This is a genomic window from Streptomyces sp. Ag109_O5-1 (genome assembly GCF_003814875.1).
Lineage (GTDB): Bacteria > Actinomycetota > Actinomycetes > Streptomycetales > Streptomycetaceae > Streptomyces > Streptomyces sasae.
The window spans coordinates 8,767,478-8,781,471 of sequence record NZ_RKQF01000001.1 but is presented as its reverse complement, the minus strand read 5'-3'; the positions used below and the strand labels follow the sequence as shown (position 1 = coordinate 8,781,471).

Sequence of the window (13,994 nt, the reverse complement as noted above, 5' to 3'; positions counted from 1 at the left end):
CGCCCTTCCCTCAGTCGGCCAACGGGGTGAGCTGCAACGGCTGCTGCCGGTGTTGCGTCGGGACCCGCTCCCCGTGCTGTTCCAGGCCGAAGCTGGTGAAGGCCGTGCGGGCGGGCAGCGGGTACGGGTCCTTCCCGGTCACGGAGTTGAGGATGGTGGCGCTGCGCCAGGCGGCGAGGCCCAGGTCGGGGGCGCCGACGCCATGGCTGTGGAGTTCGGCGTTCTGGACGTAGGCCGATCCGGTCACCGACGGGTCGAGGACGAGCCGGAACCGCTCGTCCACGCACGGGCGTTCGCTGTTGTCGCGGCGCAGATAGGGGTCGAGTCCGGCGAGCAGCCGGCCGAGGGGGCGCTCGCGGTAGCCGGTGGCCAGGACGACGGCGTCGGTGGTGAGCCGGGAGCGACTGCCCTGCTGGACGTGTTCGAGGTGGAGTTCGACCTTGGTGGTGGCGATCCGTCCGGCCGTTCGGACCTGGACGCCCGGGGTGAGGACGGCGTCGGGCCAGCCCCCGTGCAGGGTACGGCGGTACAGCTCGTCGTGGATGGCGGCGATGGTGTCGGCGTCGATGCCCTTGTGCAGCTGCCACTGGGAGGCGACGAGCCGGTCCCGGACGGGCTCGCCGAGGGCGTGGAAGTAGCGGGTGTAGTCGGGGGTGAAGTGCTCCAGGCCGAGCTTGCTGTACTCCATGGGCGCGAACGCCTCGCTGCGGCCGATCCAGTGCAGCTTCTCGCGACCCGCGGGCCGGTGGCGGAGCAGGTCGAGGAAGACCTCGGCGCCGGACTGCCCGGAGCCGACCACGGTGACGTGCTCGGCGGCCAGGAAGGCCTCGCGGTGGTCGAGGTAGTCGGCGGCGTGCACGACGGGCACGCCCTGCTGCTCCGCCAGCGGTCTGAGCGGATCGGGCACATGGGGGACGGTCCCGACCCCGAGCACGACGTTCTTCGTATACGCACGTCCGAGGGACTGGGCCTCCCCCTCGGCGTCGAGCTGGGTGAAGTCGACCTCGAACAGGTCGCGTTCGGAGTTCCAGCGGACGGCGTCGACCTGGTGGGAGAAGCGCAGTCCGGGGAGGTTCTCGGCGACCCAGCGGCAGTAGGCGTCGTACTCGGCGCGCCGGATGTGGAAGCGCTCGGCGAAGTAGAACGGGAAGAGCCGGTCGCGGGCCTTGAGGTAGTTGAGGAACGACCACGGGTTGGCGGGGTCGGCGAGGGTCACCAGGTCGGCGAGGAACGGCACCTGGATGGTGGCGCCGTCGATCAGCAGCCCGGGGTGCCAGTCGAAACCGGGGCGCTGTTCGTAGAAGACGGCGTCGAGTTCGGCGAGCGGGTGGGCGAGGGCGGCGAGGGAGAGGTTGGACGGTCCGACACCGATGCCGACGAGGTCGCGGGGTGCTTCGGGCTCGTGGCGTGGGGGGTTGGTCATCTGGGGGTGGTTCCTTCCACGAGTTTGAGGAGAAGGGCCAGTTCGTCCGGCCGGGTGTGGGGGTTGAGGAGGGTGGCCTTGAGCCAGAGCCGGCCGTCGATCCGGGCCCGGCCGAGTACGGCCCGGCCGTCGTGCAGCAGCCTGCGCCGTACGTCGGCGACATCGTCGTCGGTGGCTCCGGCGGGGCGGAACAGCACGGTGCTGATGTTCGGCCGGTCGTGGAGCTCGAAGCCGGGGTGCTCGCGGACGAGCGCCGCGAACTCCCTGGCTTTCAGGCACACCTGGTCGACCAGGGCGCCGAGTCCGCTGCGCCCCAGGGTCTTGAGGGTGACCGCGATCTTGAGGACGTCGGGGCGCCGCGTGGTGCGCAGCGAGCGGCCGAGCAGGTCGGGGTAGCCGGCCTCGGTGTCGTCGTCGGCGTTGAGGTAGTCCGCGCGGTGGTGGAGTACGCCCAGCTCGGTCGGGCGGGCGACGGCGAGGAGGCCGGCGGCGACCGGCTGCCAGCCGAGTTTGTGCAGGTCGAGGGTGACGGTGTGGGCGCGCTCCAGGCCGGCGAGCTTGTCCCGGTGCCGGTCGCTGAAGGCGAGGCCGCCCCCGTAGGCGGCGTCGATGTGCAGCCGGGCGCCGTGCGCCGCGCACAGGCCGGCGATCTCGGGGAGCGGGTCGATGAGCCCGGCGTCGGTGGTGCCCGCGGTGGCGGCGACCAGCAGGGGCCGGGGCAGCCGGGTGAGGGCGTCGTGCAGGGCGGACGGGTCGAGGATGCCGTTCGGGGCGGGGACGACGACGGGGTCGGGCAGGCCGAGCAGCCAGGCGGCGCGCGGCAGTGAGTGGTGGGCGTTGGCCCCGCAGACCAGCTGGACACCGCCGCCGGAGGCCTCGCGGGCGAGCAGCAGGGCGAGCTGGTTGGACTCGGTGCCGCCGGTGGTGACCACGGCGTCGGAGAGGCCGATGGTGTGGGCGAGGGTACGGGTGACCAAGGCCTCCAGGGCGGAGGCGGCCGGGGCCTGGTCCCAGGAGTCCAGGGAGGGGTTGAGGGTACTCGCGGCGAGGTCGGCGGCGGTGGCGACGGCGAGCGGCGGGCAGTGCAGATGCGCCGCGCACAGCGGGTCGGCCGGGTCGGCGGCGCCTTCGGCGAGGGCGGTCACCAGAGTGCGCAGGGCATCCGGGTCGCCGTCGTCCGGGAGTACGTCCCCCACGGCGTCCGCGATCCGCTCCACGACCGCCTCCGGCCCGCCCGCGGGCAGCGGCCCGCCGCGCCCCCGGCCGCCCTCGCGCAGCGCGTCGAGCACGGTGTCCAGCAGAGGCCTCAGGGCGTCGGGGCCCTGGGGTCCGGATGCGAGGGGCGGCATGCTCATGGGCTCTCCTCGGGGGCACTCGCCGAAGGGGGTTGTCCGCAGCGGGAGTTCCAGCTTGTACGGGATTGGGTCTGCGCGCCCATAAAGCCCAACGATCGGAACCCGAAAGTGGGTACTGCCGTGCGGGGAAAACATGTTGGGGCGCTGCGCCCGCGCGATGTGCTCCGAGCGGTCCGGCCAAGCCGCGAAGGGCCGTTGAGACCTGGGCTGACCGGGGCTAACGTCGATCGCGTGGTTGACGCATGGATGATCGACGTACCCGGTGAGCGGGTGGTGGTGCGGGAGCCGCTGCCCTCGGACGAGGTACCGCTGCTGGACCTGTTCGAGGCGTGCGAGGACTGGTTCGTGGCGGCGACGGGGCTGCCGTCGGGGCCCGGTGATGTGCAGAGCCTGTTCTACGGGCTGCCCGAGGGCGCCGACCCGGACGACAAGGTGCTGCTGGTGCTGGAGCGGGACGGTGTCGTCTCGGGCCTGGTGGACGCCGTACGGAACCATCCGGTGCCCGGCGCGGTCGCGGTGGGGCTGTTCCTGCTGGCGCCCTGGGCGCGGGGGCGGGGCCTGGGGCGGGCGCTGGCCGAGTCGCTGCTCGCGCACGCCGAGGGGGTGTCGCTGGTGACGACGAGCGTGCCGCCGGGGTGGCGCTCCGGGGAGCGTTTCCTGGAGCGCCTGGGCTTCACGCTGGGGGCGGAGGCACCCCGGGCGGCCGAGGTGGGCAACCGGCGGGCGGGGCCTCGGGAGGGCGGGGTGCGCAGGGCGGAGCTGCGGCCCGCCCCCTGAGGCTCAGGAGAGGAAGTCGGCGGCGTGGTCGTCGGCCCACTGCCCGAAGGTGCGGGCCGGGCTGCCGGTGACGTCCTCGACGGTGGTGGTGATCTCCGGGGGCACGCCCACGGTGGCCGCGAAGGTCTTCAGGAGGCCCTGGAGGAACTCCGGCGGGGTTCCCGGGAACAGCGGTGCCGCCTCCTCCGGCTCCACCTCGACGAAGGTGAGATCCCGGCCGACGGCCCGGCCGATCGCGGCGATCTGGTCGGTGTTGCTGGTGGCGGCGAGGCCGGTGAGGCGGTGGGCCGCGCCCTCGTGGCCTTCGTCGAGGAGGGCGCGTTCCGCGACGGCGGCGATGTCGTCCTCGTGGATGGGTGCCGTGAGCATCCCGGCGAAGACACCGCGGACGGTGTTCCCGGCGCGGATCTGGGGTGCCCACTGGAGGGCGTTGGTGGCGAACGCGTTGGGGCGCAGAAACGTCCAGGCGAGACCGCTGTCACGGATCTGCCGCTCGGCGGTGGCGTGCATGACGTGGATCGGGTGGGTCTCGTCGGCGCCCTCCTTGATGATTCCGGAGGAGAGCAGCACGACGTGCCGCACCCCGGCCGTGCGGGCCGCGTCCAGGAGTTCGGGCATCCGGCCGCCGGCGCCCTGGACGTACAGGAAGAGTCCGGTCGCCCCCTCGAAGAGGCCGGCCTGGTCGTCCGGCCGGTACTTCACCACCTCGGCCTTGTCGGGCAGTCCGGCCCGTTCCGGCTCGCGGGTGAGCGCCCGCACGGCGTGCCCGCCGGCGACGAGCCGCCCGACCAGGGCACGGCCGACGTTGCCGGTGGCACCGGTGACTACGATCACGGATCTCTCCCTCGGTTCAGTGCTCTTGGCCACCGAGCCTAGGAGCGGCGGCCGGCCCCCGCATCGTCATCAGGGACCAGCCGCGCCCGTGTCGTCCTACATCCGTCGTCCTACGCCCCGCGGACCCGCAACGCCCTTTCCAGATCGTCGAGTTCGTCGATCAGGCGGCGGCGCAGGGCCGCGGCCGGGCCGGCGTCGCGCAGACAGTCCCGGCCGAGGGCGAGGTTCTCGGCGTCGACGGCGTGGGCGGGGAAGGCCTCGCGGCCCGCGGCCATGGCGATGGCGGGGCCGCGGCGGGCGGCGACGGCGACCGCGTCCCGGTAGTAGCGCGGCACGTACTCCCGGACCAGGTCGGCCTGTTCGGGGTGCCAGAAGCCCTGGGCCGTGGCCGCGAACAGGTAGTTGGACAGGTCGTCGCCGTTGAACATCGCCTCCCAGGCCCTGCGCTTGGCCTCGGGGTCGGGCAGTGCGGCCCGGCAGCGGGCGGCGCCCTCCTGGCCGCTGGCACTGGGGTCGCGCGCCAGCTCGGCGGCGATCCGGTCCTCGTCGACGGCGCCGAGGACGGCGAGCCGGCCCATGATGCGCCAGCGCAGCTCGGGGTCGAGCTCGGGGCCGCCGGGCACGGTGCCCTCGGCGAGCCAGGCGGCGATGGTGTCGGGGTGGGCGGCGGCACGGATGAAGTGCCGTACGGCGATCAGGCGCAGGCCGGGGTTGTCGCCGTCCTCGGTGCGCCGGATGAAGTCGCGGCACAGGGCGGAGACGGTGGCGAGCGCGGCCGGGCGCTCCTCCGGCGTGAGGTACCGGTCGACGACATGGACCGCGGTGAAGGCGAGTACGCCCTGGACGAGGGCGAGGTCGGTCTCGTGCGGGAGATGGACGCGGGCGGTCTCCAGGTATGCGGCGGCCGGGAGTTCGCCGTCGCGGACCGCGTCCCGCAGTGCGTTCCACACCACCGCGCGGGTGAGCGGGTCGGGCAGGCCGGAGAGGTGGGCGCGGACGGTGGCGGCGGACTCGGCGTCGAAGCGGACCTTGGCGTAGGTCAGGTCGCCGTCGTTGAGCAGGAGGAGGGCGGGGCGCTTGCCCAGGGGCTGCGGGGCGGTCTGCGGGATGTCGAGGTCGATGCGCTCGCGCAGGGTGAACCGGCCCTCGTCGGCGAGGTCTTGGTCGTAGACGCCGATGCTGATGTGGTGCGGGCGGCTGCCGGTGCGCTCGACGGTGAGGGTGCGGGTGCCGTCGGGGGCGGTGTCCAGGACCGGGGTGAGGGTGTCGACGCCGGTGGTGCGCAGCCAGGTGTCGGCCCAGGCGTGCACGTCGCGTTCGGTGGCGGCGGCGAGGGAGTCGATGAAGTCGGCGAGGGTGGCGTTGCCGAACCGGTGCCGCTGGAAGTGGATGTTGATGCCGGCGAGGAAGTCCTTCTCGCCCATCCATGCGACCAGTTGGCGCAGCGCGGAGGCGCCCTTGGCGTAGGAGATGCCGTCGAAGTTGAGCAGGGCCGCGGCGGTGTCGTCGACGGCCTCGGGGGCGACCGGGTGGGTGGAGGGGCGCTGGTCGGCGTCGTAGCCCCAGGCCTTGCGGGCCACGCCGAAGTCGACCCAGGTGTCCGTGAACCGGGTGGCCTCGGTGAGGGTCTGGTAGCCCATGTACTCGGCGAAGGACTCGTTCAGCCAGATGTCGTCCCACCAGCGGAGGGTGACGAGGTCGCCGAACCACATGTGGGCCATCTCGTGGGCGATGACCATCGCGCGGGTCTGCCGCTCGGTGTCGGTGACGGCGGAGCGGTAGACGAACTCGTCGCGGAAGGTGACCAGGCCGGGGTTCTCCATGGCACCGGCGTTGAACTCGGGGACGAACGCCTGGTCGTAGGAGTCGAACGGGTAGGGCTCCTCGAACTTCTCGTGGTAGCGGTCGTAGCACGCGCGCGTGATGTCGAGGAGTTCCTCGGCGTCGGCGTCCAGGTGGGGCGCGAGGGAGCGGCGGCAGTGGATGCCGAAGGGCAGTCCGCGGTGCTCGGTGCGCACGGAGTGCCAGGGGCCGGCGGCGACGGCGACCAGGTAGGTGGAGATCAGCGGGGTGGCGGCGGCCCGCCAGCGGCCCTCGCCGAGGTGCTCGGTGACGCCGTTGGCGAGGACGGTCCACCCTTCGGGAGCGGTGACGGTCAGCTCGAAGACGGCCTTCAGGTCGGGCTGGTCGAAGGCGGCGAAGACGCGCTGCACGTCGTCCATGAACAGCTGCGTGTAGACGTACGTCCGGTCGTCCGTGGGGTCGGTGAAGCGGTGCATGCCCTCGCCGGTGCGGGAGTAGCGCATCGTGGCGTCGACGCGCAGCTCGTGTTCCCCGGCGGCGAGGTTCTTCAGGGGCAGCCGGTCCTGGTCCAGCGTCTCGGGGTCGAGGGGCTGTCCGTCGAGGGTGACGGCGCGCAGCTCGGTGGGCTTCATCTCGACGAAGGTGTCGCCGTCGGACCGGGCCGTGAACCTGATCACGGTACGGGAGTCGAAGGTCTCGTCCCCGGTGGTCAGGTCGAGGTCGATCGTGTAGCGGTGGACGTCGAGGAGCTCGGCGCGGCTCTGCGCTTCGTCGCGAGTCAGTACGGACATGCCGCCATGCTGCCTGATGACTCTGACAACGCACAGTGGTGGGAGCGGTACGCGGCTTATGTCCGCCCCGGGGGTCTCGGTGCGGGCCGAGACGGCGCTGGTGGACGCCGCCCTGCGCCTTGCGCACCTGTTCGAGCGCCTCGTCACCGCGGGGGTCACCCGGCGGTACCGGGGCGCTCGCCAAGGCATCCGGCGGGCGCTTCGGGTCAGTGCGTGTCCGCCGCCCCCTGGTTGTTGACGGTGTCCTCGGCGATGGACTCGTGGTGTCTGATCACCTCGGCGATGATGAAGTTGAGGAATTTCTCGGCGAAGGCGGGGTCGAGCTTGGCGTTCTCGGCGAGGGCGCGCAGCCGGGCGATCTGCCGGGACTCCCGGGCCGGGTCGGCCGGGGGCAGCCGGTGGACCGCCTTGAGGTGGCCGACCTGCTGGGTGGCCTTGAAGCGTTCGGCGAGCATGTGGACGACGGCCGCGTCGATGTTGTCGATGCTGTCGCGCAGCCGCGCGAGCTCCTCGCGGACGGCAGGGTCGACGTCACCGGTACCGGTGTTGCTGGTGGTCATGGGCGTCAACCCTAAGGGGGCGGCCGTGCGATCTCTAAGGGCCGTCGGCGGGTTCGGCCACCGGCTGCCCCGGTTCGGGTTCGCCTGGCTCCTGGAGTCCGTCGTTCCAGTCGTCGGGGACGGCCCGGCCCTGCTGGGCACGGAAGCGCACGGGGGCCGTGCCGACCCGGCGGGTGAACAGGCGGGAGAAATAGGCCGGATCGTCGTAGCCGACGCGGCGGGCGACGGCGGCCACGGAGAGTCCGGTGGTGGCGAGGAGTTCCTGGGCGCGGCCCAGCCGGACACCGATCAGATAGTCCTTGGGACTGCAGCCGGCGACCCGGCGGACGGCGGTGCGCAGTTCGGCGGGGGTCATGCCGTGCCGGGCCGCGTGGTCGGCGACGGTCATACCGGTGCAGGCGTCGCGCGCGAGCGCGTGCAGCACCGGGTCGCCGTCCGGAGCGAGGTCGGCACGCGCGCGACGCAGGGCGACGAGCAGCTCGTGGACGGCGGCGCCGGTCTCGACCTCCAGGAGGGGGTTGCCCTGCCGGGCGGCCCGGGCGATACGGGCGATCACGTCCCGGGGGCCGGTGGCGTCCGCGAGGGGCACCACGGGCCGCTCGGGCTCGATGTAGCCGAGTTCCGTGTAGGTCGCGGTGTCGGGCCCGGTGAAGGTCACGAAGCCCTCGTCCCAGCCGCTGTCCGGGTCGGGCCCGTAGTGGTGCGGGACGCCGGGCGTGAGCCACACCAGCGCGGGCGCGACGACGGCGGTACTGCGCCCGTCGGGCGTGCGGTACCAGCCCCGGCCCGAGCTGATCACCACGGCGACGTGGTGCTCCAGCAGGCGCGGGCCGACGGCGGGCACCGCGCCGTACTGCAGACCGACGCCCCAGCAGACCAGGCCGAGCCGGCGGTGCACGGCGCCCGGTGTGAAGAACCGCATCCAGGTATGGAAGATCGGCGGTCCACCCGGCACTGCGCGCTCCTTGCTGTCGGCTCTTCCGTCCAAGTACTGCCGATCTTTGTCCATGGTTTCGGCGCTCGCCAGCAGGCCAAAGTGAGCCTATGAGCGACTTCACGGTGGGCGAAACGGATTTCCTGCTGGACGGGCGGCCGGTGCGGCTGCTGTCCGGCGCGCTGCACTACTTCCGGGTGCACGAGGAGCAGTGGGGCCACCGGCTCGCGATGCTGCGCGCCATGGGTCTGAACTGCGTGGAGACGTACGTGCCGTGGAACCTGCACGAGCCGCACCCGGGCACCTTCCGGGACGCCGGGGCGCTCGGCCGTTTCCTGGACGCGGCGCGGGAGGCGGGCCTGTGGGCGATCGTGCGGCCGGGGCCGTACATCTGCGCGGAGTGGGAGAACGGCGGTCTGCCGCACTGGGTGACGGGCGAGCTGGGCGCACGGGCACGCACGCGTGACGAGCGATTCCTCGGATACGTGGACCGCTGGTTCCGTCACCTGCTGCCCGAGGTCGTGTCCCGGCAGCTGGACCGCGGCGGCCCGGTGATCATGGTGCAGGTCGAGAACGAGTACGGCAGCTACGGCTCCGACGCCGACTACCTGGCCCACCTCACCGGCCTGCTGCGCACCGAGGGCGTCACGGTGCCGCTGGTCACCTCGGACGGCCCCGAGGACCACATGCTCACCGGCGGCTCGGTCCCCGGACTGCTGGCGACGGTGAACTTCGGCTCCCACGCGCGCGTGGCCTTCGAGACCCTGCGCCGGCACCAGCCGCAGGGCCCGCTGATGTGTATGGAGTTCTGGTGCGGCTGGTTCGACCACTGGGGCGGCGAGCACGTCGTACGGGACGCCGACGACGCGGCGGCGGCCCTGCGGGAGATCCTGGAGTGCGGGGCGTCGGTCAACGTCTACATGGCGCACGGCGGCACCAACTTCGCCGGCTGGGCGGGCGCCAACCGGCCCGGCGGCGAACTGCACGAGGGCCCGCTGGAGGCGGACGTGACGTCGTACGACTACGACGCGCCGATCGACGAGTACGGCCGCCCCACGGAGAAGTTCTGGCGCCTGCGCGAGGTCCTCGCCGAGTACCACGACGGACCGCTGCCCGAACTGCCGCCCGCCCCGGCCTCTTCGGCTTCGGCCACGCACGTGGAACTGACCTCCTGGGCGCCCCTGCCGAGCGTCCTGGAGGCCCTGGGCACCCCGGAACGCGTCCACGCCGTCCCGCCCACCTTCGAGGAGCTGGACATCGCCCGTGGCCTGGTCCGCTACGAGGTGGACGTCCCGGGACCCCGCCAGCCGTACCCGCTCACCGCGCGGGGCCTGCGCGACCTGGCGGTCGTGTACGTCGACGGCGAGCGCGTCGGGGTCCTCACCGAGGAGGAACCCCAGCTCAAGGAGCCGATCGCGGGCCCCGCGCGCGTGGAGTTCTGGGTGGAGTCCCTGGGCCGCGTCAACTACGGCCCCCGCTCGGGTGAGACGAAGGGCATCACCGGCGGCCTCCTGCACGAACGCCAGTTCCTGCATGGGGTACGCGCGCGTGCGCTCGATCTGGACGCCTTCGAGGGGGGTGTGGGGACGGTGCCCTTCGGCTCTCTTCCGGAGGACGGCGCACCGGGTCTGTACCGGGGGACGGTGACGGTCGCCGACGCCGGTGACGCACGCGTGGAACTGCCCGGCTGGACCCGGGGCTTCGTCTGGGTCAACGGCTTCAACCTGGGGCGTTACTGGTCGGCGGGCCCGCAGGAGTCGCTGTACGTTCCTGGCCCGGTCGTGAAGGAGGGCGAGAACGAGGTGTGGATCCTGGAACTCCAGGAGACCGGGCAGCGAACGGTACGGATAGCGCCCCTTTAGGGGCGCTGGGGGTCCCCCGGCCGAAGGCTGGGGGAGGAACTGCGCGATCAACCCCCACACGCCCGCGGTGTCCGCACGTCCCTCCGCCCCCGATCTCCGCCATCCCCGCATACCCTGGAAGGAAACTCCGGCGGCGTCTGTGGGGGTAAGGGACGTGGCAAACGGCGGCCCGGTAGAACACGGCTACCCGCACCTGGACACCGTGCGGGCCGCCATCACGGCGTTGTACCGCCGCCTGTCGCACGACACCGTCCAGACCTTCGCCACCAGCGTGCTCCCCGCCGACGTCGCGTTCTGCGACACCGACGACCTCCGCCTCGGCTCACAACGCGTCGCCCGCGAGATCGTGCGGCACTTCCGCCTGCCCGACGCCCGTATGATCGTCGGCTTCAAGGACATGACCCACGCGGCGAACGTCGAACTCACCGCGGGCCCCGAGTACTTCGTCGAGCTGAACGACCGTTTCCGCACCCACCGCAGGGACATCGGCGCGGCGCTCGCCCACGAGGTGATGCACGTCTATCTGCACCGCCTGGACCTGTCCTTCCCGAGCACCCGGGAGAACGAGATCCTCACGGACACGGCGACCACCTACCTGGGCGCCGGCTGGCTGCTGCTCGACGCCTACCGGGAGCACGGGGAGGCGTCCCAGAAGCTCGGCTACCTCACCCCGGAGGAGTTCGGCTACGTCCTGGCCAAACGCTCCCTCGTCTTCCACGAGGACCCCTCGGTGTGGTTCACCAGCCCGCAGGCCTACACGGCGTACGAGAAGGGCATGGCCATGGCCCGCCAGGACGGGGAGCAGCCGCCGCTGAGCGCGGCCGGGTGGGCGGGCCGCCGCCGCTACGCCCGTGACCGCCGCCACGCCCCCACCTCGCCGTCCCCGCAGCCCGGCGCCCCCTACACCTTCACCCCCGACAGCGGCGGCCATCTGCGCGTCTCGTTCCCGTGCCCGACCTGCCACCAGCGGATCAGGGTGCCGGTGCGGGGCCGGGTACGGGCGCGGTGCTCGCTGTGCCGGACGGTGCTGGAGTGCGACACCTAGGCCCGTGCCCGACGGTGCTGGAGTGTGACACCTAGGCCTGTGCCGGAGAGCAACACCCGGGCCCCGCCCCTCCCTCAAGCCCCGTACACCGCCCCCGGTACCGCCGCCTCGGCCAGCAGTTTCAGTGCCGTCTCCCCCGCCTCGGCCGGGGTCCGGCGGGCTCCCTTGTCCGCGGTCGGCCCCGGCCGCCACCCCTCCATGACGGTGATCCGCCCGCCCTCCGTCTCGAACACCCGCCCGGTCACGCCCGCGCTCGCGGCGGAGCCCAGCCAGACGACGAGCGGGGAGACGTTCTCGGGGGCCATGGCGTCGAAGCCCGCGTCGGGGGCGGCCATGGTCCTGGCGAACGTACGCTCGGTCATCCGGGTACGGGCGGCCGGGGCGATGGCGTTGACCTGGACGCCGTAGCGGGCGAGTTCCGCCGCCGCGACCAGGGTGAGGCCCACGATGCCGGCCTTGGCGGCGCTGTAGTTGCCCTGCCCGACCGAGCCCAGCAGGCCCGCCCCGCTGCTGGTGTTGACGATCCGGGCGACCGGCGTCCGGCCCGCCTTGGTCTCGGCCCGCCAGTGCGCAGCCGCGTGCCGCAGCGGCAGGAAGTGGCCCTTGAGGTGGACCCGCATCACCGCGTCCCAGTCGTCCTCGCCGAGATTGACGAGCATTCGGTCGCGCAGGAACCCGGCGTTGTTGACGAGGGTGTCGAGCCGGCCGTACGTGTCCAGGGCCGCTGCCACCAGGGACTCGGCCCCGGCGGCCGTCGCGATGTCACCGCCGTGCGCCACCGCCTCGCCGCCGGCCGTCCGGATCTCGTCCACCACGGCCCCGGCCGGACTGTCCGGACCCGGTACGCCGTCGAGGCCGACACCGAGGTCGTTGACGACGACCCGGGCACCCTCGGCGGCGAAGGCGAGTGCATGGGCCCGGCCGAGGCCGCGCCCGGCGCCGGTGACGATGACGACCCGGCCCGCACAGATTCCGTTCATGTCAGTCCTCCTTGTCCGATGGCTTGTTGGCGGTCGCCGCGTCCAGGAACGCCGGCCGCTCGCCGCCCCCGTGCACGAGCAGGCTCGCCCCGCTGATGTAGGCGGCCGCGTCGGAGGCGAGGAAGACGGCGGCGGCGCCGACGTCGGACGGGGCGGCGAGCCTGCCGAGCGGGACGGTGCGGGAGACGGCGTCGATGCCGTCCTGTCCGCCGTAGTGGAGGTGGGTCAGCTCGGTGCGGACCATGCCCACGACCAGCGTGTTGACCCGGACCTCCGGCGCCCATTCCACGGCCATGGAGCGGGCGAGGTTCTCCAGTCCGGCCTTGGCCGCGCCGTAGGCGGCGGAGCCGGGCGAGGGGCGGCCGCCGCTGACGCTGCCGATCATCACCACCGCTCCCCTGGCCTGTCTGAGCTGCTCGTACGCGGCGAGGGAGGCGGTCAGCGGGGTGACGAGGTTCAGCTCGATCACCCGGGCATGCCGCTCGGCGTCCGCTTCGGCGAGCCGCCGGTAGGGGGTGCCGCCCGCGTTGTTGACGAGCACGTCGACCCGGGGCAGGGCGTCGAAGAAGGCGCGTACGGCGGGTGGGTCACGCAGGTCGAGGGGGGTGAACCCGATGCCGTCGAGGTGTTGTCCGGGCGGGCGGCGGGCACAGACCACGACATGGGCACCGGCCTCGGCGAAGGCCTGCGCGATCCCGGCGCCCACACCCCTGGTACCGCCGGTGACGACGACAGTCCTGCCGCTCAGCGAGTTATCCACAGGGCCTCCCGCTTGTCTGCGCCGACTGCTAGCTTCGAAGCCTCACACCTAACAAATGTTTGGTGGAAAGGCAGCTGAGTGCGAAGGTAGCTGATGCGTCCATGGGTGTCTCCACCTCGTGTCCGGAAAAGGGAATCGCGCTCGTCACCGTCGACTTCCCGCCGGTGAACGCGCTCCCGGTGCGCGGTTGGTTCGCGCTGGCGGAAGCCGTCGGCGTGGCGGGCCGCGACCCCGGGACCCGGTGTGTCGTGCTGACCGCGCGGGGCCGCGGCTTCAACGCGGGCGTGGACATCAAGGAGATACAGGCGCAGGGGAACGACGCGCTGCTCGGCGTCAACCACGGCTGCGCGGAGGCCTTCGCGGCGGTGTACGAGTGCGAGACCCCGGTGGTGGCGGCGGTGCACGGCTTCTGCCTGGGCGGCGGAATAGGCCTGGTGGGCAGCGCGGACGCGATCGTGGCGAGCGAGGACGCCGTTTTCGGGCTGCCCGAGCTGGACCGGGGCGCCCTGGGCGCGGCCACGCATCTGGCCCGCCTGGTCCCGCCGCATCTGATGCGGACGCTGTACTACACCTCGCGCACGGCGACCGCGGCCGAACTGCACGCGCACGGCTCGGTGTGGCGGGTCGTGCCGCGCGACGAACTCGACTCCACCGCAATGGAGTTGGCGCGGGAGATAGCGGCCAAGGACGGCCGGCTGCTGCGGCTGGCCAAGGCCGCCATCAACGGTATCGACCCCGTCGACATACGGCGGAGCTACCGCTTCGAACAGGGCTTCACCTTCGAGGCCGCCCTCAGCGGGGTGGCCGACCGGGTCCGCGACACCTTCGGGAAGGAGGGTGCTGGGAGTGCCGAAAACGACTGACAGGCCG

Annotated in this window: 12 protein-coding genes; 4 read left to right on the top strand and 8 right to left on the bottom strand. The window is 72.6% G+C overall.

The window, feature by feature from the left end:
- Positions 1-10 precede the first annotated feature (10 nt).
- Complete coding sequence (locus tag EDD90_RS39930) at positions 11-1,423, bottom strand: lysine N(6)-hydroxylase/L-ornithine N(5)-oxygenase family protein (protein WP_123977967.1); 1,413 nt, start codon at positions 1,421-1,423, stop codon at positions 11-13.
- On the bottom strand, positions 1,420-2,778 hold the full coding sequence (locus EDD90_RS39925; RefSeq protein ID WP_123977966.1) for an aminotransferase class V-fold PLP-dependent enzyme: 1,359 nt from the start codon (positions 2,776-2,778) through the stop codon (positions 1,420-1,422). The genes EDD90_RS39930 and EDD90_RS39925 overlap by 4 nt, the downstream gene beginning before the upstream one ends.
- Positions 2,779-3,009: 231 nt before the next feature.
- Between EDD90_RS39925 and EDD90_RS39920 the strand changes: the two genes are divergently transcribed.
- Positions 3,010-3,555 carry a GNAT family N-acetyltransferase gene (locus EDD90_RS39920; RefSeq protein WP_260328436.1) on the top strand — a complete coding sequence of 182 codons (546 nt, stop codon included), beginning with the start codon at positions 3,010-3,012 and terminating at the stop codon, positions 3,553-3,555.
- 3 nt (positions 3,556-3,558) lie between these two features.
- Here EDD90_RS39920 and EDD90_RS39915 read toward each other — a convergent pair whose 3' ends face one another.
- The 4 genes from EDD90_RS39915 to EDD90_RS39900 form a co-directional block, all read right to left on the bottom strand.
- Positions 3,559-4,389, bottom strand: a complete 831-nt coding sequence (locus EDD90_RS39915; protein WP_123977965.1) for an NAD(P)H-binding protein — start codon at positions 4,387-4,389, stop codon at positions 3,559-3,561.
- A gap of 110 nt (positions 4,390-4,499) precedes the next feature.
- On the bottom strand, positions 4,500-6,983 hold the full coding sequence (gene pepN / locus EDD90_RS39910) for an aminopeptidase N (RefSeq protein ID WP_123977964.1): 2,484 nt from the start codon (positions 6,981-6,983) through the stop codon (positions 4,500-4,502).
- A 206-nt stretch (positions 6,984-7,189) separates the two neighbouring features.
- Positions 7,190-7,543 (bottom strand): chorismate mutase, encoded by a 354-nt coding sequence (locus EDD90_RS39905; RefSeq protein WP_123977963.1) that lies wholly within the window; start codon positions 7,541-7,543, stop codon positions 7,190-7,192.
- Between the two features lie 34 nt (positions 7,544-7,577).
- A complete protein-coding gene (locus EDD90_RS39900; RefSeq protein ID WP_123982133.1) occupies positions 7,578-8,480 on the bottom strand; it encodes an AraC family transcriptional regulator in 903 nt (300 codons plus the stop codon).
- A gap of 107 nt (positions 8,481-8,587) precedes the next feature.
- Between EDD90_RS39900 and EDD90_RS39895 the strand changes: the two genes are divergently transcribed.
- Positions 8,588-10,339, top strand: coding sequence for a beta-galactosidase family protein (locus tag EDD90_RS39895; RefSeq protein ID WP_123977962.1), 1,752 nt, complete (start codon positions 8,588-8,590; stop codon positions 10,337-10,339).
- 154 nt (positions 10,340-10,493) lie between these two features.
- Entirely contained in the window at positions 10,494-11,384 is an 891-nt protein-coding gene (locus EDD90_RS39890) for a hypothetical protein (RefSeq protein WP_123977961.1), read from the top strand.
- A 74-nt stretch (positions 11,385-11,458) separates the two neighbouring features.
- Here EDD90_RS39890 and EDD90_RS39885 read toward each other — a convergent pair whose 3' ends face one another.
- Together EDD90_RS39885 and EDD90_RS39880 are read right to left on the bottom strand one after the other, a co-directional pair.
- Positions 11,459-12,364 carry an SDR family oxidoreductase gene (locus EDD90_RS39885; protein ID WP_123977960.1) on the bottom strand — a complete coding sequence of 302 codons (906 nt, stop codon included), beginning with the start codon at positions 12,362-12,364 and terminating at the stop codon, positions 11,459-11,461.
- 1 nt (position 12,365) lies between these two features.
- Positions 12,366-13,124, bottom strand: a complete 759-nt coding sequence (locus tag EDD90_RS39880; protein WP_260328434.1) for an SDR family oxidoreductase — start codon at positions 13,122-13,124, stop codon at positions 12,366-12,368.
- Positions 13,125-13,225: 101 nt separating this feature from the next.
- On the opposite strand from EDD90_RS39880, the gene EDD90_RS39875 reads away from it, so the two are divergent.
- A complete protein-coding gene (locus EDD90_RS39875) occupies positions 13,226-13,987 on the top strand; it encodes an enoyl-CoA hydratase family protein (protein ID WP_123977959.1) in 762 nt (253 codons plus the stop codon).
- Positions 13,988-13,994: the final 7 nt, after the last annotated feature.